At 64.2% G+C, this 19,198-nt stretch carries 20 protein-coding genes; 9 read left to right on the forward strand and 11 right to left on the reverse strand.

What is annotated here, in order from left to right; all coding sequences use genetic code 11:
- Window positions 1-65: 65 nt before the first annotated feature.
- Window positions 66-2,108 (forward strand): S9 family peptidase, encoded by a 2,043-nt coding sequence (locus D6Z43_RS10755; RefSeq protein ID WP_162945834.1) that lies wholly within the window; start codon window positions 66-68, stop codon window positions 2,106-2,108.
- On the opposite strand, the gene D6Z43_RS10760 is transcribed toward D6Z43_RS10755, so the two are convergent.
- Complete coding sequence (locus D6Z43_RS10760; protein WP_120651932.1) at window positions 2,109-2,435, reverse strand: hypothetical protein; 327 nt, start codon at window positions 2,433-2,435, stop codon at window positions 2,109-2,111. It abuts the gene before it with no gap.
- A gap of 128 nt (window positions 2,436-2,563) precedes the next feature.
- Here D6Z43_RS10760 and D6Z43_RS10765 point away from each other — a divergent pair, with 128 nt between their 5' ends.
- Together D6Z43_RS10765 and D6Z43_RS10770 are read left to right on the forward strand one after the other, a co-directional pair.
- Window positions 2,564-2,935, forward strand: coding sequence for a YajD family HNH nuclease (locus D6Z43_RS10765; protein ID WP_162945896.1), 372 nt, complete (start codon window positions 2,564-2,566; stop codon window positions 2,933-2,935).
- A gap of 41 nt (window positions 2,936-2,976) precedes the next feature.
- Window positions 2,977-3,672 carry a type 1 glutamine amidotransferase domain-containing protein gene (locus tag D6Z43_RS10770; protein WP_120651949.1) on the forward strand — a complete coding sequence of 232 codons (696 nt, stop codon included), beginning with the start codon at window positions 2,977-2,979 and terminating at the stop codon, window positions 3,670-3,672.
- Between the two features lie 105 nt (window positions 3,673-3,777).
- On the opposite strand, the gene D6Z43_RS10775 is transcribed toward D6Z43_RS10770, so the two are convergent.
- The 6 genes from D6Z43_RS10775 to dapA form a co-directional block, all read right to left on the reverse strand.
- Complete coding sequence (locus D6Z43_RS10775; RefSeq protein WP_120651951.1) at window positions 3,778-5,001, reverse strand: hypothetical protein; 1,224 nt, start codon at window positions 4,999-5,001, stop codon at window positions 3,778-3,780.
- A 125-nt stretch (window positions 5,002-5,126) separates the two neighbouring features.
- On the reverse strand, window positions 5,127-5,576 hold the full coding sequence (locus D6Z43_RS10780) for a YcgN family cysteine cluster protein (RefSeq protein ID WP_120651953.1): 450 nt from the start codon (window positions 5,574-5,576) through the stop codon (window positions 5,127-5,129).
- 81 nt (window positions 5,577-5,657) lie between these two features.
- Window positions 5,658-6,587 (reverse strand): D-2-hydroxyacid dehydrogenase, encoded by a 930-nt coding sequence (locus D6Z43_RS10785; protein ID WP_120651954.1) that lies wholly within the window; start codon window positions 6,585-6,587, stop codon window positions 5,658-5,660.
- Complete coding sequence (locus D6Z43_RS10790; protein ID WP_120651956.1) at window positions 6,587-6,880, reverse strand: YcgL domain-containing protein; 294 nt, start codon at window positions 6,878-6,880, stop codon at window positions 6,587-6,589. The genes D6Z43_RS10785 and D6Z43_RS10790 overlap by 1 nt, the downstream gene beginning before the upstream one ends.
- Window positions 6,881-6,926: 46 nt before the next feature.
- Window positions 6,927-8,054, reverse strand: a complete 1,128-nt coding sequence (gene rnd / locus D6Z43_RS10795) for a ribonuclease D (protein ID WP_120651958.1) — start codon at window positions 8,052-8,054, stop codon at window positions 6,927-6,929.
- Window positions 8,055-8,164: 110 nt separating this feature from the next.
- Window positions 8,165-9,019: a 4-hydroxy-tetrahydrodipicolinate synthase gene (dapA, locus tag D6Z43_RS10800; RefSeq protein WP_120651960.1), complete on the reverse strand. Its 855-nt coding sequence runs from the start codon at window positions 9,017-9,019 to the stop codon at window positions 8,165-8,167.
- A gap of 412 nt (window positions 9,020-9,431) precedes the next feature.
- Here dapA and D6Z43_RS10805 point away from each other — a divergent pair, with 412 nt between their 5' ends.
- A complete protein-coding gene (locus D6Z43_RS10805; protein ID WP_120651962.1) occupies window positions 9,432-10,493 on the forward strand; it encodes an SMP-30/gluconolactonase/LRE family protein in 1,062 nt (353 codons plus the stop codon).
- A gap of 260 nt (window positions 10,494-10,753) precedes the next feature.
- Here the strand turns inward: D6Z43_RS10805 and D6Z43_RS10810 are convergent, their stop codons facing one another.
- Entirely contained in the window at window positions 10,754-11,563 is an 810-nt protein-coding gene (locus tag D6Z43_RS10810; RefSeq protein WP_120651964.1) for a 1-acyl-sn-glycerol-3-phosphate acyltransferase, read from the reverse strand.
- Window positions 11,564-11,690: 127 nt separating this feature from the next.
- Here D6Z43_RS10810 and D6Z43_RS10815 point away from each other — a divergent pair, with 127 nt between their 5' ends.
- The 5 genes from D6Z43_RS10815 (at window position 11,691) to D6Z43_RS10835 (ending at window position 16,677) form a co-directional block, all read left to right on the forward strand.
- Window positions 11,691-12,155, forward strand: a complete 465-nt coding sequence (locus tag D6Z43_RS10815) for an Lrp/AsnC family transcriptional regulator (protein WP_120651965.1) — start codon at window positions 11,691-11,693, stop codon at window positions 12,153-12,155.
- Between the two features lie 213 nt (window positions 12,156-12,368).
- Window positions 12,369-13,544, forward strand: a complete 1,176-nt coding sequence (gene metC, locus D6Z43_RS10820) for a cystathionine beta-lyase (RefSeq protein ID WP_120651967.1) — start codon at window positions 12,369-12,371, stop codon at window positions 13,542-13,544.
- Between the two features lie 106 nt (window positions 13,545-13,650).
- A complete protein-coding gene (locus D6Z43_RS10825; RefSeq protein ID WP_120651969.1) occupies window positions 13,651-14,505 on the forward strand; it encodes a sulfurtransferase in 855 nt (284 codons plus the stop codon).
- A 243-nt stretch (window positions 14,506-14,748) separates the two neighbouring features.
- Complete coding sequence (locus tag D6Z43_RS10830; protein WP_120651971.1) at window positions 14,749-15,228, forward strand: hypothetical protein; 480 nt, start codon at window positions 14,749-14,751, stop codon at window positions 15,226-15,228.
- A gap of 180 nt (window positions 15,229-15,408) precedes the next feature.
- Window positions 15,409-16,677, forward strand: a complete 1,269-nt coding sequence (locus tag D6Z43_RS10835) for an OmpP1/FadL family transporter (protein ID WP_120651973.1) — start codon at window positions 15,409-15,411, stop codon at window positions 16,675-16,677.
- 60 nt (window positions 16,678-16,737) lie between these two features.
- Here the strand turns inward: D6Z43_RS10835 and D6Z43_RS10840 are convergent, their stop codons facing one another.
- From D6Z43_RS10840 to D6Z43_RS10850, 3 genes are all read right to left on the reverse strand, one after another.
- The gene (locus D6Z43_RS10840) at window positions 16,738-17,289 is read right to left on the reverse strand and encodes a glutathione peroxidase (RefSeq protein ID WP_120651975.1); all 552 of its coding nucleotides are present in this window, start codon (window positions 17,287-17,289) and stop codon (window positions 16,738-16,740) included.
- A gap of 171 nt (window positions 17,290-17,460) precedes the next feature.
- Window positions 17,461-18,666 (reverse strand): MFS transporter, encoded by a 1,206-nt coding sequence (locus tag D6Z43_RS10845; protein ID WP_120651977.1) that lies wholly within the window; start codon window positions 18,664-18,666, stop codon window positions 17,461-17,463.
- Window positions 18,667-18,709: 43 nt separating this feature from the next.
- A complete protein-coding gene (locus D6Z43_RS10850) occupies window positions 18,710-19,123 on the reverse strand; it encodes a MarR family winged helix-turn-helix transcriptional regulator (protein WP_120651978.1) in 414 nt (137 codons plus the stop codon).
- Between the last annotated feature and the right edge of the window lie 75 nt (window positions 19,124-19,198).

Genomic DNA, 19,198 nt, shown 5'->3' on the forward strand with positions numbered 1-19,198 from the left:
GCTTATGATAAACGCTTTTCGCGGTTCCGGCGCTCCTGCCGTCGCCGTACCGCCTGCCCTCGAGAGTGCCCATGCCCCAAGCCCCCATCGCCCGTATCGAACCCGGTGACGACCCCTACCGCTGGCTGGAGGAACGCGACGCGCCCGACGTACTCGCCCACCTCGAAGCAGAGAACGCCTGGCTGGAAACCGAGCTGGCCGAACAGAAGGATCTGCGCGAAGCGCTGTTCCAGGAAATCAAGGGTCGCATCCGCGAGACCGACCTGTCGCTACCAGTGCCCTGGGGCCCCTGGCTCTACTATCAGCGCACCACCGCTGGCGACGAGTACCCCCGTCACTACCGCTGTCCGCGTCCAGCGGACGGCTCGCTGATCCTGGACGAAGATGCCGAGGAATTGCTGCTGGACCCGAACCTGCTGGCGAACGGCGGGTTCCTTTCGCTCGGCGCCTTCAGCGTCAGCCCGGATCATTCGCGCCTGGCCTACAGCCTGGATACCAGCGGCGACGAAATCTACCAACTGTTCGTCAAGGACCTGGGTACGGGAGAAGTGACCGCCCTGCCCTTCGAGCAGTGCGACGGCAGCATGACCTGGGCCAACGACAGCGCCACGCTGTTCTTCGGCGAACTGGACGAAACCCACCGACCGCATCGCCTGCACCGCCACCGCCTGGGTGAAGCCAGCGCCGAGCAGGTCTTCGAGGAGGGCGACGGGCGCTTCTTCCTGCACTGCTATCGCGCCAGCTCCGAGCGCCATTTGATCCTGCTGCTGAACAGCAAGACCACCAGCGAAACCTGGGTGCTGGATGCCGATACCCCGAACGGTGCCTGGACCTGCCTGGCACCCCGCGAAGAGGACCACGAGTACTACGCGGACCACGGCAAGCTGGACGGACAGTGGACCTGGCTGATCCGCAGCAACCAGACCGGCATCAACTTCGCCCTGTACAAGGCGTCGGAGGCCGCGCCCGCCCGCAGCCACTGGCAGGAACTGATCGCCCACGACGAAACACGCATGCTGGAAGGCGTCAGCCTGAATGCCGGTGGTTACACCCTCAGCCTGCGTGAAGGTGGCCTGCCATTGATCCAGGTGCACCCTGAAGGCGGCGCACCCTACCCACTACAACTGCCGGACGCCGCCTACAGCCTCTACGTACAGGACACACTGGAGTTCGACAGCCCGGTGATTCGTCTGCGTTATGAGGCACTGAATCGCCCAGCCCAGGTCCGCCAGCTTGACCTGGCCAGTGGAGCGCAGGTGGTGCTCAAGGAAACCCCGGTAGAGGGTCCCTTCGATGCGGACGCCTACGTCAGCCAGCGTCTCTGGGCCACGGCGGCGGACGGCACACGCATTCCCATCAGCCTGGTTGCCCGCCGCGACAGCCTGGGCATGCCCGCCCCGCTCTACCTCTATGGCTACGGCGCCTACGGCGAAAGCCTCGATCCCTGGTTCTCCCATGCGCGCCTCAGCCTTCTGGAACGCGGCTTCGTCTTTGCCATCGCCCATGTGCGCGGCGGAGGCGAACTGGGCGAGGCCTGGTACCGCGCCGGCAAGCTGGAGCACAAGGCCAATACCTTTGGCGACTTCATCGCCTGCGCTGAGCACCTGATCGCCGAGGGCTACACAACCCCGGCACAACTGGCGGTCAGCGGCGGCAGCGCTGGCGGCCTGCTGATCGGCGCCGTGCTCAACCTGCGCGCCGACCTGTTCGGCGCGGCCATCGCCGAAGTCCCCTTCGTCGACGTCCTCAACACCATGCAGAACCCCGATCTGCCGCTGACAGTGACCGAGTACGACGAATGGGGCGACCCGAATGAGCCGGAGGTATACGCGCGCATCAAGAGCTACGCGCCCTACGAGAACGTTCGCGCCCAGGCGTATCCGGCGATGCTGGTGGTGGCTGGCTATAACGACAGCCGCGTGCAGTACTGGGAAGCGGCCAAGTGGGTCGCCCGCCTGCGCGCGTCTAAGACCGACGGCAACCCCCTGCTGCTCAAGACCGACCTTGGTGCCGGACATGGCGGAATGAGCGGCCGCTACCAGGCGCTACGCGATGTTGCGCTGGAATATGCGTTCCTGCTGAAGGTGCTTGGCCTGCTCCCGCAGTAATCAGGGATTACCTGTGCCGGTGCCCAGTCCCCTGGAGTTGCGTTCCAGTTGCTGCTCCAGCACCGGGATCGACTGATCGCGCTGTTCCATGGATTCGCGCAGGCGCTGTTCCTGGTCCGGCCGCTTCATCATCTGCGGGCTGCCACTCTGCGGCGCGGGGCTGGTAACCGCGCGCGGCACCACCTGGGGATAAGGCTGCGGACTGACGGTACCGGGCGCCCCTGCCGGCGCCTGCAGCGGCGCCCGCAGCAGAGGTGGGTTCTGTGCCGTTGCCGCACCGGTCATCAGGGCCAGCGCCAGCATTAGTGGAACTCGGGAACGGATCATCGTGCCGGCCTCCTGCTCATCACCCTGATCAGTCTAATCCCCGCACGCCGGGGTGTTCCCCCATGCGACGGGCTGTCGGCGATCGACCGCGCCCGGAACTAGACTTTTCTCAGATGCAGGCACCGGAGCTGGCGATGAGTACGCCCCCCTCAGCAAACAAGCTGGACAAGCTGCTCGCCGACGAGCGCAAACGGCGCGAACACAGCTATCGCGAGCAGGCACTGAAGCTGTTCCCCTGGGTATGCGGCCGCTGCGGTCGCGAGTTCAGTGGCAAGCGCCTCTCCGAACTAACGGTGCATCACCGCGATCACAACCATGACAACAACCCGCCCGATGGTTCGAACTGGGAGCTGCTCTGTCTCTACTGCCATGACAACGAGCACGCCCGCTACACCGACCAGCAGTGGCAAAACGATGAGAAACCCGGTGCGCGGCAAGGGCCGCGTGCCACCTACAAGGCATTCGCCGACATTGGCGACCTGTTGAAGCGCGAGGAATAGCCCGCTGGGCCGTTCGTAACCGAGTCCACAAGGAGATCACGATGAAGATCCTGATGGTACTGACCTCCCACGACCAGTTGGGCAATACCGGCAAGAAGACCGGATTCTGGCTGGAGGAGTTCGCCGCGCCCTACTTCGCATTTCGCGACGCGGGCGCCGAGGTGGTACTGGCCTCGCCCAGGGGCGGGCAGCCACCACTGGACCCGAAGAGCGACGACCCGGAGGCGCAGACTGAAGCGACCCATCGCTTCCGCGAGGATGACGAAGCGCGCCGTGCGCTGGCCAATACCCACATGCTTGCCGGGCTGGCGCCGGCTGACTACGACGCCCTCTTCTATCCTGGCGGCCATGGCCCGATGTGGGACCTGGTGGACGACCTCCATTCCATCGTGCTGGTCGAAAGCTTCTACGCCGCCGGCAAGCCGGTGGGTGCCGTGTGCCACGCGCCGGCCGTACTGCTGAATGCCAAGGCACCGGACGGCGCGCCGCTGGTACAGGGCAACGCGGTAACCGGCTTCGCAAACTCCGAGGAAACCGCCGTTGGCCTGGCCGAGGTAGTGCCCTTCCTGTTGGAGGACGCGCTGAAGGAGAAAGGCGGCCATTACTCCAAGGTGGCGGATTGGCAGCCCCATGTGGTCACCGACGGAAACCTGATCACCGGGCAGAACCCGGCATCGTCCGAGGCGACGGCGGCCGCCATTCTGGAACTATTGAGCGGTCGACGGGGGGAGATATAGGCATCCCGCGAGGGGGCGCTTGTGGGAGCGAATTCATTCGCGATACAGGCTGCGCCAAGCACGGCCATTCGCGAATGAATTCGCTCCCACGATGTAAAGCAACAATCAACGCAACAGTTTGGTATCCAGCACGTCCGACGCGCCGCCCATGATGTTCTCGCTGATCTCGATGAAGTCCTTGGTGCTGGCCTTGTCCAGGCGCATCAGGCCACGGGCGACATCGTCCATGGAACGCTGGCCGTCGGTGCGCAGGCGGATTTCCTTGTCCAGGTCCTGAAGCAGCAGGACGGCGCGTGCGGTGACCGGGCCGCTGGCGTGTTCGCCGCGCAGGCTGTCTACTTTCTTGCTCCACTGGCGCAGTTGCTTGCGAATGGCTTCGTAGCGATCGTCGCCCAGGCCGCCAGCGCGGCGCATCAGTTCGATGGCGTAGTACTCGGCCACGCCTTCGCTGATCCAGTCGCTGCGGTCGGTATCGCTTATGCGGCTAAGTACGTGCACCAGTTCATGCACCAGCGAACTGGTGCCGTTCTCGCTCACCAGCGGACGCGCCGAGTGCATGAATAACGAGTTGGGTGCCGACAGGCCGCCACGCCACATGGGGTCGTTGGCGCCGACGATCAGCAACTTGCCCGGCTCGCGGGGGAAAACTTCCTGGGCATGGGGCCAGACGAAGGTCAGCATCGTCAGGATGTCCATGCGCCGCATGCCCTCGCCCACCGGAGCGCTCACGGTGACGTCGGTATTGCCCAGCGTGGCGCGGCGGCTTCCCAGCTTGCCGGCCAGGATCCAGCCGGTGGGACGGTCGAGCATGCGCTCGGGGTTGTCGATGCGGAAACGGTTCTTGCCGATGCGCGGCCAACCGGTTTCCACCGATTCCCAGTCCTTGGGCAGATCGAACTGCAGGCGCGCCACCAAGTCGACGCCGTCCGCCAGGTCCAGGCGTGCGGCAGGCACCAGGTCGTCGCCACGCAGCAGCGCCCAGTCGGGGGTCATGCGGGCATCGAAGCGGCCGTCGCCACGAGGATGGCTGATGCGTACCTTGTAGCTCAGGCTGGCCTTGCCCTTTCCGGGTATCCAGGTGCCATGGCCGGGGTCTTCCTGGCTCCAGTCGCCGCTGGCCTTGAAGTCGCTGTAGTAGCCCTTGTCACCCAGGTCGAAACGCAGTCCACGCACGCCGTCGCCCTTATCCAGCACCAGGCTGACTTCGGCCTGGTCGCTCTCGGGCAAGAAGCGAACCTGATAGTCGAGATCGACCTTCTTGGCCGCCCACAACGGGGCGCTCAGGGTCAGCAGGACGGTGGACAGCAGAAGCTGGGAACGGGCGGACATCGAGGATGGCTTCCTTGGTGGGTGTGACGGTCAGTCCCTGAGACTCGAAAGACGGCGGTTTGATCCGTGACCGGCCCGGCGGCTCATTGAAAAAGTGAGCGAGTCGGCCCGTTTTCAACCGCCTGCTAGCCGGCGCGGAAAATCAGGTAGTCCTCCCAATCATCCTCCGCCACGCTGCTTTCGCTCAGCATGCGACCGGATTGGGAAATACCTGCCTTGTGCACCGCTTCGGGGTCATTGCAGATCAGGTGGTGCCACGGCGGCAGGTCCTTGCCCTCGGCCACCAGGCGGTAACCGCAAGTGGGCGGCAACCAGCGGAACTCGTCGGCCTGCGCCGGGGTGAGCTGGATGCAGTCGGCAACGAACTGACGACGATTAGCGTAGTCGGTGCAGCGGCAGGTATTGAGATCCAGCAACTTGCAGGCGATACGCGTGTAGTAGACGCTGCCGTCGTCCTCGTCTTCGAGCTTCTGCAGGCAGCACAGGCCACAGCCATCGCAGAGGGATTCCCACTCCTCCTGATCGAGCTGTTCGAGGGTCTTGCGCTTCCAGAAGGGTTCGACTTTGGCGGCCATGGTATGCGGGGGGGTTGGTTCGGGGGGCGGTATTCTAGTCGCGTCCAGGGTGTCGGCCAAGCAGAGCTGACGCGCGGCTCGTCAGTAGCCGCGCTCGAAGTTGACTTGTCCGCGCAGGGTCGCGCCGGAGCGATAGCGGCTGAGGTTCTCGACGAACAGCCGGGCCATGGCACTGGGCAGCGTCGGTGCAGAGCTGTGGCCGGTGACCAGCAGGTTGGGCGCGCCCCAGAACGGATGCCAGGCGGGCAAGGGTTCTTCGCGGCAGACGTCGATCACCGCCCCGGCCAGTTGGCCGGCCTCCAGCGCCGCCACCAGGTCATGGTCAACGACCGCCACACCACGTCCGGCGTTGATGAACAACGCGGTCGGCTGCATGCAGGCGAAGATTCTGGCGTCGTAGATGTCACGGGTAGCCGGGGTGTCGGGCAGCAGGTTGACCACGCAGTCGGCCCAGGCCACCTGCTCGGCCAGTGCCTCCATGCCGGAGACCCGTTCGAAAGGTTCGAACTGGCGCGGCTCGCGGGCGATGCCATGCAGTTCGATGCCGAAGGGTTCGAGGAACCCGGCAACGCTCTGCCCGATGTCCCCCGCACCGACGATCAGCACCCGCTTGCCCTCCAGGCTGCGTGGCAGGCGGTTGTCCCAGCGCTTCTCGGATTGTGCGGCAACCCGCGAGAAGAGCTGCCGTTGGTGAGCAAGAAGGTAGGTGAGCACGTACTCGGCCATGACCTGGCCGAAGATGCCAACGGCACGGGTCAGCCGATAATCCGTGGGCAGGTCGGTGGCCAGCAGCGGGGTGATGCCGGCCCAGGTGGATTGCATCCACTCCGGCTTGCAGCCCTTGCGCAGAAGCTCAGCCATCAGGTCGGGCTCGCCCAGCCACACCGTGCACTCGCGCGCGGCGTAAAGCAGGCGCTCCACCTCGCTGCCGCCGTGAAGCTGCAGACCGGACTCGGTGCGCAGCAGGTCGGCGTAGAGGGCGAACTCGGATTCGGCGATGAGGATCTTCATCAGATGGGGTCGTTCATCCGCAGGAGTTCTTCCGGCAGGTGCTCGATGTACTCATCCTGGGCCGGCGGCATCTGCAAGTGATAGCCCTGCTTCTCGATGTTCTCCAGCACCTTGCCGATGTCTTCACGGGCCAGTTGGCGCTCGGGGCTGAGCACCAGGTCGAAGGTGTGCTGCGGGGCGCCAAAGGCGGTGAGCAGACCTTCGGGCACGCGGCTCAGGGCTTCACGCTTGTCGACATAGAGGTACATCTCGTTCTTGCGCGGGCTTTTGTAGATGGAGCAGATACGTTTCATGATCGGGCTCGTGGGGCAGGCCGTGCGAGAGGCACGGCGGAAAGGTTCATTGGCCGGCCGCGGCCAGGGTATCCAGCAGGGCCTGGCCCATCAGCTCACGGCGCCAGCCACGCAGCCCTTCAGGCAGGGTATAGGGGCCGTTGGGGAAGCCGGTTTTCAACAGGGCCTCCAGGTGTTTCTTGCGCAGCATGAGTTCAGGAGCCATCCCCAGGCGCTCTGCCTCGGCCTGACCGACAGCGCGCAGCGTTTTCAGCAGCGCCGAAGCCTCGGGCGGCAACGGCTCGGGCAGTGCCTCGGGCCACTGGTCAGGCGGTGTCTCGGCGGCATCGCGGATCAGTTTGAGCAGCGTATTGCCGTCCTGGCGCACGGTACGCGGGTGCATGTCGTCGATTCGCGCCAGCGCCACGAGGTTGTCCGGCTGGAAGCGCGCCAGCGGCCATAGGCTGTGCTCGCGCAGGATCCGGTTGCGCGGCTGGTCGCGCAGGCGGGCCTCGATCTCGCGCCAGGCGCAGAGCTCGCGAAGTACGGCCAGTTGGGCGCGGGAGAGCTTCCACGCCAGCTTGGCCTCGCGATAGAGCTCTTCAGGAAGGATTTCTCGACGCAGGTTGGCCACCAGTTCGGCACCATCCTCCAGCACCCAGTCACGCTTGGGCTCGGTCAGGCGCGGCTTCAGGGCGGCATAGAGCTCGGCCAGGTGCTGCACGTCCTCGGCGGCATAGCGCACCTGCATGTCGGTGAGCGGTCGCTGCAGCCAGTCGGAACGGGTTTCGTCCTTGGGCAGGTCGATGCCGAGCACCGCCTGCACCAGACGCGAATAGCCCATGGAATAACCGATGCCGAGATAGCCGGCAGCCAGTTGTGTATCCAGCAGAGGCTGCGGCATGGCACCGGTCAGGCGCAGGAAGACTTCCAGGTCCTCGCTGCAGGCGTGCAGCACCTTGAGCACCGCCTGATCTTCCAGCAGCTCGGCGAAAGGCGACCAGTCCCGAATCAGCAATGGGTCGACCAGGTACGCCCGCTCGCTGTCACCGATCTGCACCAGGCCGGCCTTGGGATAGAAGGTGTCGACCCGCATGAACTCGGTGTCCAGGGCCACGAAGGGCAGGCGACGCCACTCGGCGCAGTGTTTGGCCAGCGCAGCGTCGTCGCGGATCCAGATAATGTCGATGGCCACAGGGCTCTCCTTGAATCAGTGGCGCGCAGTATATATCGCGCAGCGTGCTCGCTTCGCGCCTTGCATCGCCCCCGCCCCGCCGCTGCCATTTGCGCGGGGCGGGCAAACGCCTAGGCCAGCTCGGCGCCGAGGCGTTGGCGCAAGGCTTCGGAACTGCGCTGCATGGGCAGGCGCAACTCATCCTGGATCAACCCCTGAATCGCCAGCAGGCTTTTCACCGGCGCCGGATTCGGCTCGGCGAAGGCCAGGCGAATCAGCGGCTGCAATTTCTGGAAGATCGCGCGCGCGGCCTCGAGTTCACCCTTGCCTATACATTCGGCCATGTGCACGAACTGTCGCGGATGGATATGCGCCGATGCGCAGATCGCACCGCGGCCGCCCATGCAAAGGGTGGTGAAGATCTGCCCGTCTTCGCCCGTCAGCACGTCCAGCTCGCCATCGGCGATCAGCGCTTGGGTGGTTTCCGGGTTGCCGCCGCAATCCTTGATGGCTGCCACGCGGGGATGGCGGGCGAGTTGGCGCAGGGTCGCCAGCTCCATGCGCACGCCGGTGCGATAGGGAATGTCGTAGAGGATCACCGGCACGGTCGAGGCATCGGCGATGGCACCGAACCAGGCCAACAAGCCGTCCTGGGATGGACGGATGTAATAAGGCGCCGGAACCAGCACGCCGGCAATTGGCCGCCGTTGCACCTCGCTCTGGAACTCGAGAACCTCCGCCAGGTTGTTTCCTGCCATCCCCATTACCAGTCGGTCACCAGGCACTTCTTCCAGCAGCGTATCCAGCACCGCCAGTTGCTCCACCTTCGACAGCGCGGCCGCCTCTCCCGTGGTGCCGCAGGCCACCAGACCGGCGACGCCTTCGCCCAGAAGATGCCGGGCCAGGCGGCGCAAGGCCGGAAAGTCGATGGCGCCATCGTTGAAGGGGGTTACCAGGGCAACCCAGATTCCAGAAAACACAGGCATTGCAGATCTCCATTGGCTGACCGTCAAAGTCACCGTCGGAGGGATACAGGGAGGAAATTCGAGGGAGGATCGACCTACTTCGCGCCTACTGTCCTGTCAGCCCATCTGACGGGACAGCGCGCCCCGGTCAAATGAGCGACTGTTTCTTCGATTTACCTGCGGCAACGCCAATAGCCGACGCCTGGGCCGGGAAGACCAGGGCAGAAGCGGCGAAGAAGGCGATGGCAGGCATTGAATGCTCGGGTGAGTGCAGCGAGGGCCAGATACTGCGCAGGCGGCCCCGGCACTGTCAACTGCGCTCTGTCTAATGCGGCAACATTCAGCCCTGGCGCCTGTGGCAGACGACTGCTAAAAAAGCCCGCGCAGAAGAACAAGGCTCCGGCCGCCATCCCACCTCAATGGATACAAGAAGATGAAGAAGCTGCTGGGCGTGTTCGCCCTGCTGATCGTCGCCCTGACGGTCTATCTCGCGATTACCCCCTCCCCCATCGATCCGCAGGCATGGGAGGCCCCCAAGGCACCGACCATGACCGGCGTACTGGAACCCAACGACACACTGATGAAGGCCGAGCTCATTGCCCAGGGTCAGATCCATGGCCCGGAGGACACCGCCATCGATCCCCAGGGACGCCTCTATGCCGGCCTGCATGACGGCCGCATCGTGCGTATCAGCGACAAGGGCGAGATCGAAACCTTCGCCGAAACCGGCGGCCGCCCCCTGGGCATGGACTTCGACGCAACCGGAAACCTGATCGTCGGCGACGCTTACAAGGGCCTGCTGCGCATCGACCCGCAAGGCAAGATCAGCGTGCTGACCACCGAGGCCGAAGGCGTGCCGTTCCGCTTCACCGACGACCTGGATATCGCCCAGGACGGCCGCATCTACTTCACCGACGCCTCCAGCAAGTTCCAGCAACCGGACTACCTGCTCGACCTGCTCGAGGCCCGCCCCCACGGCCGGCTGATGCGCTTCGACCCGGCCACAGGCAACACCGAAGTGCTGCTCAAGGACCTGTACTTCGCCAACGGCGTGGCGCTGTCCGCCAACGAGGACTTCGTGCTGGTCAACGAAACCTATCGCTATCGCATCACCCGCTACTGGCTGAGCGGCGAGAAGGCCGGCACCCATGACGTGTTCATCGACAACCTGCCGGGCCTTCCGGACAACCTGCAAGGTGATCACCAAGGCACCTTCTGGGTCGCCCTGCCCACCCCGCGCAAGTCCGATGCCGACTTCCTCCATACCCAGCCCTGGCTGAAGGCGCAGATCGCCAAGCTGCCGCGCATGTTCTGGCCCAAACCGGTGTCCTACGGTTTCGCTATCCAACTGAACGAGAAGGGCGAGATCGTCCATAGCCTGCACGACACCAGCGGCACCCACCTGCGCATGGTGACGTCGGTCAAGCCGGTGGGGGACTACCTGTATTTCGGCAGCCTCGACAATGACCGGATCGGGAAATTGAAGATTCGTTGAACACCGAGGCGAGCCTTGCACTGCTTGGCGAATGAAATGGCTATGTCTGCATTGCATATTGCAAGCAGCTGCATTGCCCGTAGGAGCTGGCTTGCCAGCGAATGACCCCGTTTCGCTGGCGAGCCAGCTCCTACAAGGTTCGCGCCGGGGGCGGGCATGAAGTCACCCCTCGCCCTTCAGGGAGAGGGGCTGGTGGGGTTCGCTACGCTCAGCACCAACCTACGGCAGGACTGCGTCCTGCTTGGCGAATGAATTCGCCCCTACAGGGTTCGCGCCGGAGGTGGATAAGAAGTCACCCCGTCAGGATTCGTGGCGTCACCGAGCTGCTGCCCCAGCAACCCCTCCATCCGCTCGCGAGTCTCGGCCATCAGCTCACCGAGCCGCTCCGGGCCGTACCGGCTGGCATCGATGGGCTCGCCCACGTGCACTTCCACCTTCTGCCCAAGGTTCAGGCGGAAGGTGCGGGCCGGCAGCACGCGGTGGATGCCGCGGATGGACACGGGAATGATCACCGCATCGGTATCCAGCGCCAGATGGAAGCAGCCCTTCTTGAACTTCAGCAGACGGCCATCGGCGGATCGGGTGCCCTCAGGCGCAGCCCAGAGGACGATGCCGCTTTCCATCATCTGCCGAGCGGTGGCCAGATCAGCCAGGGCCTGGCGCCGGTTGTGCCGATCGATGGAGGGGAATTCCGCCGCACGCATGGCCGGGCCGAGGAAGGGAATGCGGAACAGCTCCTTCTTCGCCAGCATGCGGATCGACCCCGGCAGCGCGACGAAGCTGGCCGGAATGTCGTAATGGCTGGAATGGCTGCAAAGAACCAGATAGCGGCGGCCATCATTGAAATCAGGTATCGCGCCGTGCACCGACAGGTCCATGCGCACCAGGCGCAGAAGCAGGCGTGACATGGCACGGGTATAGCGGTCCACACAGGCGCGGTCGAGGCGCCCCAGCGGCGCGCGCATCAGCACAAGGCAGCAGTAGTAGAAGACCACCGAAAGAGTCCCCAGGATCACGCCCAGACGGCGGATCAGCGAGGCACGTTCACTCAGAATTTGCAGGCTTGGCATTTAGCTCTCCCATCTTCTCCCCGGGCGACTTCATGCGCGGGTGACCTTATGATGCCGATTGTCATCGTTTCGACACACTTGGCACGCCAGCCTCCTGACCAAACGCCTCCGCCACGGACCCGCCCCCATGGACAAGAAAGACCTGCAGATCATCGAACTCCTGCAGCAGGACGCCTCCATCTCCCTTGCGGAGCTCGCCGAAGCGGTGAATCTTTCCCCCACGCCCTGCTGGCGACGCCTGCAGAAACTGCGTGAGGACGGGGTAATCCGTAAACAGGTGACGCTCTGCGATGCCGAGCGGCTCAACCTAGGGGTCACGGTATTCGTCACTATCCGCACCAGCCGCCACAGCGACGACTGGACCCGACAATTCATCGAAGGCACCCGCGACATTCCCGAGATCGTCGAGATCTACCGCATGACCGGCGATGTCGACTACCTGCTGAAAATCGTGGTACCGGACATCAAGGGTTACGACGCGGTATATAAGCGCCTGATCCGCGTCGCGGACCTGTCCGACGTCAGCTCCGGCTTCGCCATGGAAGTGATCAAGCACACCACGGCACTGCCGCTCGGCCACCTGGCGCTGTAGAACGAAGGTTGCCTTCCCGATCCGGATGCATGACTGGAAATATTTTTCCAAATTCTCCTATTTTGTAGATTTATTTCCTACACGCAAACCAACTCTCGCAAATCAAAGCAAAGAATTTCCCCGCCCCCACCCGTAATCTTTCTTCCACTCCAGACGCCGCCATCGCCAGGCAGGCGCATACTTTTCGCTATCCGGAATCAGAGGAAACACCAGGTGGACGACCGCAAGCTGCACCTTGAAACACTCCTGGCCCATGAAGGTCGCGAACGGGGCCGGGTCGGCGGCACCGTCAATACACCGGTCTATCGCGCCTCCACGCTGCTCTTCCCCACCGTGGAAGCCCTGCACGCGCAGAGCGGCACCCTCAATACCTACGGACGCCATGGCAACCCCACCACCCGCTCCCTGGAACATGCCCTGGCGGGCCTGGAAGGCGCCTTCGGGGCAATGCTCACCCCCAGCGGCCTGAGCGCCCTTACCACCGCCCTGCTGGCGACCCTCAAGCCCGGCGACCACCTGCTGATGACCGATTCGGTGTACGACCCGACTCGCGCCTTCTGCGACGAAACCCTGAAGCGCTTCGGCATCGAGACCACCTACTACGACCCGCTGATCGGCGGCGGCATAGCCGAGCTGATCCGTCCGAATACCCGTGTGGTGTTCCTCGAATCTCCTGGCTCCCTGACCTTCGAGGTACAGGATGTGCCGGCCATAGCCGAGGTCGCCCATGCCCACGGTGCCCTGGTGATGCTCGACAACACCTGGGGCACCCCGGTGCACTTCGCTTCCTTCAAGCACGGCGTAGACATCTCCATCCACGCCGCCACCAAGTACATCGTCGGCCACTCGGACGTGCTGATGGGCGTAATCATGACCACCGAGGCGCTGTTCCCCCAGGTGCGCGGCTTCTACAAGCAGCTCGGCCTGTCGGTCAGCGCCGACGATGCCTACCTTGCCCTGCGCGGCCTGCGTACCCTGTCCACGCGCCTGGAACGCCACCAGCGCAACGCGGAAAAGGTCGCGCAGTGGCTGGCCGAGCAGCCGGAAGTGGAACGCATCCTCTATCCCGCCCTACCCGGCGCCCCCGGCCATGAGCTGTGGAAACGCGACTTCAGCGGCGCCTGCGGTCTCTTCGGAGTGATGTTAAAGGCGATGCCAGAGCAAGCCGTGCGCGCCATGCTCGACGGCATGAACCTGTTCGGCATGGGCTTCAGCTGGGGCGGCTTCGAGAGCCTCATCCTGCTGACCAATCCCAGCGCCCATCGCAGCGCGACGACCTGGAAGGCCGACGGCCCGCTGATACGCCTGCACATCGGCCTGGAGCATCCGGACGACCTGATCGCCGACCTTGACGCTGGCTTCCAGCGTCTTCGCGCCATCTGCCGTTGACCCCGCGGGCGGCGCGGGCTCCGCGCCGCCGCCAATAGCGCGCGACAGCCAGTGCGGGCGTCCTTATGATGCTTGCCACAACAATGGTCACGACAAGGAACCCGCCATGTCGCTCGCACAGCTCATCAGCCCTGCCCAACTCAGTGCCCGCCAGGATGAACCGGGCCTGATCATCCTCGACTGCCGCTTCTCCCTCGACGATCCGGCCTACGGCCAGCGCAGCTACAACGAGAGCCACATTCCCAAGGCCCGCTTCGCCGACCTGGAACGTGACCTTTCCAGCCCAGTGATCCGTGGCGTGACCGGCCGCCATCCGCTGCCGGACCCGACGGCTCTGGCCGGAAAACTGCGCGACTGGGGCATCGCTGCCGACAGCACCATCGTGCTTTACGACGACGGCCCCGGCGCATTCGCCGCGCGCGCCTGGTGGCTACTGGCCTGGCTGGGCAAACGCGACGGCGTATTCCTCCTGGATGGCGGCCTCAAGGCCTGGCGAGATGCAGAACTGCCGCTGACCGCCGTAACACCAACGGCGCAGGCCGGCACTTTCTCCGGGCAACCCGACGCCAGCCTGCTGGTCGACGCCGACGACCTCCAGCAGCGCCTGGGCAATGCGAATCTGACCCTGCTGGACGCCCGCGCGCTACCCCGCTTCAAGGGAGAAGTGGAGCCCATCGACCCGGTCGCCGGCCATATTCCGGGCGCCCAGTGCGCCGCCTTCACCGATAACCTCGGCAGCGATGGTCGCTTCCTCCCGGCCGACGCCCTCAAGCAGCGCTTCGCCACCCTGATCGGTGATCGTCCACTGGACGAGTTGGTGGCCTATTGCGGCTCTGGCGTCACTGCCTGCCACAACCTCTTCGCCTTGAGCCTCGCCGGTTACCCTCTCGCACGGCTCTACGCCGGCTCCTGGAGCGAGTGGATCACCCAGCCTTCGCGGCCGCTGGCCACTGGCGAATAAGCCCTGAATGCCAGCGCACAAGGGACCTGGCGGCCCTTGTGCGCTGGCTGTTTTTTAATCACAGGCAGCTATATAGACAATAACCAGAAGCCTGAAACAGTTTAAAAACAGGCCTTTACAGCAGGAATATCGCACTAGACTTCAAATCGAGCGGCTAACTCCGCTCCCGGTGGGGCTCTTTCCTAGAACGATGAGAAGCTGCCAAAACGCCCCGGCCCCGCCGGCACCTTTCGCGAGGGCCATATGGGAATTGCCGCCAGCGATCTCCGCCAGCATGTGATACGACCGACGCTGCTCTACCTGCAGCGCCCCTCCCCCACCGCCGAAAGCCTGCTGCTGGGCGCCGCCGCCTGCCAATCCGCCCTCGGCGCTGCCCTGGACTGCGGTGCGGGACGCGGCCTCTACCGCATCAGCGACGAACGCCACCAGCAACTCTGGGACCAGCACCTGGCCCATGACCCGGAACTCGCCAGCCAGGTACGCGGGTTGGCGAGCCAGCATGCCTTTCTCACCGCTCCGCACCTGGAACTGATCGTCAACCTGCGCTACGCCACTGCTATCGCCTGGATGCTGGTGGAATCGACCGTTCTAGTACTTCCCGCCGCAGATGACCTGATCGGCATGGCGATGATCTGGCGCCAGGTCTTCCAGCCCGACGGCAGTCCACGGGAGTTCATCGACGCCTGGCAGCGCCATGTCGGAGGGCTCTGCCAGGTCGCCTGATCATTGACCAACCAGTCAGGAACAAGCGTACCAAGCGCTCTGCACGATCGACGAAAATGCCATCGTTTTGCCTTTTGTTCGACAATCTTACAATACTTATTGCCGTACTTTTCCAAGCTGGCCAGGCCGGTGGATTCCTGTTAGCGTGCCGCCCTTTGCACGACCGATCAGGAGTTCACCGTGATAAGCAGAGTCCTCAAGACCGCCCTCGCCCTGGCCGTCAGCGCCGCTTCCAGCTACAGCCTGGCCGCTGGCTTCGCCCTCAACGAGCAAAGCGTGAGTGGCATGGGCACCGCCTTCGCCGGCCGTTCGTCCTCCGCCGACGACGCCACCACCGTGTACGGCAACCCCGCCGGCATGTCGCGCCTGAAGCGCGAGCAGGTCAGCGTCGGCGCCGCCGCCATCTTCGCGAAGACCGATATCGACGACGCTCGCGGTACTTTCGGTGGCAGCAACGATGGCGACATGGTTCCCACCGTGGGCGTTCCCATGGGCTATTACGTCAAGCCGATCGATGACAACTGGACCTTCGGCCTCGGCATGTACGTGCCCTTCGGCCTGATCACCGACTACGAAACCGGTTTCGCCGGCCGTTACTACGGCGACAAGAGCGAAGTGCGCGTGATCACCCTGCAGCCCACCGTCAGCTATCGCATCAACGACCAGCTGTCCGTCGGCTTCGGCCCCACCATCAACCGCATCGACGGCGAGCTGACCTCCTCCGTGCTCAACCCGCTGTCCCCGGGCCGCAACGACGGCCGCGTGAAGGTCAAGGGCGACGACACCGCGCTGGGCTTCAACGCTGGCATCCTCTTCGAGCTGGACCCGCGCACCCGCTTCGGCCTGACCTACCACTCCAAGGTGGACTACAAGCTGAAGGGCGACACCACCGTTTCCGGCAGTGGCCCGGTACTGGCCAGCTCCGCCGGCAAGTACGATGCCTCGTTGGACCTGGAGACCCCGGAATCGGTCGACTTCTCCGTCACCCACGACCTGAACGACGCCTGGACCCTCTACGCCGGCAGCACCTGGACCCGCTGGAGCCGCCTGGAAGAAATCAAGGTGGATAACGAGGGGATTCGCGGACTGCTGGCACCGGCCCTCGGCACCATCACCGAAGAGCAGGACTGGCGTGATACCTGGTCCTACGCCGTAGGTGCGGCCTACAAGCTGAACCAGCAGTGGACCCTCCGTGCAGGTCTCGCCTACGACCAGTCCCCGGCCCGCAATGAGCACCGCTCGCCGCGCATCCCGACCAATGATCGCAAGATCTTCAGCCTGGGCGCCGCCTGGAGCCCCAACGACGACGTGACCGTCGACGTGGCCTACTCCTACCTGAAGGAAGATGACGCCGACATCAATCAGGTCAGCGCCTCCAAAGGGGCCTATCGCGCCACCTTCCAGAACAGTGCCCACGGCCTGGGTGCGCAGTTGACCTACCGCTTCTAAGCAGGAATCAGCGCCACAAAAAAGCCCGGACTTGTCCGGGCTTTTTTCATGGTTCGCCAATCACGGCCGGCTTGCCAACGCCTGCTCCACGGCCTTCAGCAGATCAGGGTCGTCGGGCTTGGTCAGGCTGGAGAAGTGCGCAATCACCTTGCCCTGGCGATCCACCACGTACTTGTAGAAGTTCCAGCGCGGTTTCTGCCCTGACTGGGCGATCAGTTCCTTGTAAAGCGGTGTCGCCTCGTCACCAGTGACGTGCTGCGGCTGGGTCATGGCGAACGTCACACCATAGTTGACGTAGCAGACCTTGGCGGTTTCCTCGGTACTGGCGGCTTCTTGCTTGAAGTCGTCCGAAGGCACGCCGAGCACTTCCAGCCCCTGGTCCTTATAGCGCTTGTAGAGCGCTTCAAGCCCTTTGAACTGCGGGGTGAAACCGCAGTGACTGGCGGTGTTGACGATCACCAGCGGCTTGCCGGCGAAGCGCTGGCAAAGGTCGATGGTGTTCTTGGAACGAAGTTGCGGCAGCTCGTGCTGCAGCAGCGAAGGACATTCGGCAGCCATGGCCTGGCCGCCGAGCAAGGCAAGCGACAGGAAGAGGATGGGCGAGGCTTTCATGGCGGACTCCGGCGCAGGTCGATTGATCCGCTTAAGCTACTGCCAAGTGCAGCGCCTAGCAATTGAAGCCCAGCTGCATCAACGCCAGCCCACCCTGCTCCCAGCCCCACCAGCCCAAGGCCAGCAGCGAGCCCGCGAGCAGGGCGCCAAGTGCCCAGCCCAGGTACAGGCTCATGCGGCCCCGGCGGGTTGAAGGCGCGCCACCGGCTGTTCGCGCACCGGCCAGTTCAGCACGGCGGCCAGCAGGCTGAGGAAGATGGAAATCTGCCATACCAGTTCATAACTGCCCGTGTGGTCATAGAGGTAGCCACCCAGCCAACCGCCGAGGAAGGCGCCGAGCTGGTGGAACAGGAAGACGATACCACCGAGCATGGACAGGTTGCGCACGCCGAAGAGGGTCGCGACCGTGCCATTGGTCAGGGGGACTGTAGACAGCCACAACAACCCCATGGCCATACCGAAGGCATAGGCGCTCCAAATGCTCAGCGGCGAATAGACGAACGCCACGATCACCACGCCACGCAGCAGGTAAAGCCCGGTAAGCAGCTTCGGTTTGGCGTGACGGCCTCCCAGCCAGCCGGCGATGTAAGTGCCGAACACGTTGAACAGCCCTACCAGCGCCAGCACCGTGGTGCCCACCGAAGCTGGCAAGTGTTGGTCAACCAGGTAGGCCGGCAGATGCACGCCGATGAATACCACCTGGAAGCCACAGACAAAGAAACCGAGGGCCAACAGCCAGAAACCGCTATGCGATGTCGCCTCGCGCAGGGCTTCGCCCAAGCTCTGTTCATGGGCCTGGGGCGGCGGCGGATTGTCCTTGAGTAGCCCTACCAGCGGCACGATCAGCGCCACCAGCAGGCCCAGCGCCAACAGCGCGGACGACCAGCCTAGCCAGCCGATCAACCCGAGGGTGCCGGGCAGCATGGCGAACTGGCCGAAGGAGCCGGCGGCTGCGGCGATGCCCATCGCCATGCTGCGCTTATCCACAGGCACGGCGCGCCCTACCACGCCGAGAATCACCGAGAAGGAGGTGCCCGACAGGCCGATACCGATGAGCAGACCGGCACTGAACGACAGCGACAGGGCCGAATCGGCGAACCCCATCAGCACCAGGCCCAAGGCATAGAGCACGCCGCCCACGATCACCGTCTTCGCCGCGCCGAAGCGGTCGGCCAGAGCCCCGGTGAAGGGCTGCGCCAGACCCCAGATCAGGTTCTGCAGGGCGATGGCGAAGGCGAATACCTCGCGGCCCCAGCCGAACTCGCTGCTCATCGGCGCCAGGAACAGGCCAAAGCCATGCCGAATGCCCAGGGAAAGCGCCAGGATCAGTGACGCCCCAAGAAGAACCCAGCCACTCGTACGCCATACCGATGTCATAGAAAATCCTTTACGGGTACATACCCGCTTTCCATCGAAAGAATCAGCTGATGTGTTCCAGATCATCCAGCAGCGCCATCAGCGCCGCTCGCTTCTCCAGTCCTATGCGTTGCCCCAGTTGCACCTGTACCTGTTCCCAGGCCCGCAGCGCTTCATCGAGCCTGGCGTGCCCGGCAGCGGTTAGCGAAACCAGACGATTGCGCTGGTCCTCACCGCCCTCCAACTGCACCAGCCCCTTGCCTTCAAGCACCTTCAGATTGCGCCCGAGGGTGCTGCGATCCAGACCCAGGGCTTCCGCCAGGCTGGTGATGCTGGGCTGATCCAGCCGCGCCAGGTTCTTCAACAGCGAATACTGGGCGACGTTCACCCCAACGCCCTCGAGAGCATCGTCGTAGAGCCGGGTCACGCTTCGCGTGACGCGGCGCAGCTTGGTACAGAGGCATTGGGTCGGCAACATGAGATACGTGTATATACCCGCAACTGCCTGATCGTCAATCCAAGCCTGCCGTTCGACGCCCGCTGGCCGAAGGTG

It is taken from the genome of Pseudomonas sp. DY-1 (genome assembly GCF_003626975.1).
In the GTDB taxonomy this organism is placed as follows: Bacteria; Pseudomonadota; Gammaproteobacteria; order Pseudomonadales; family Pseudomonadaceae; genus Metapseudomonas.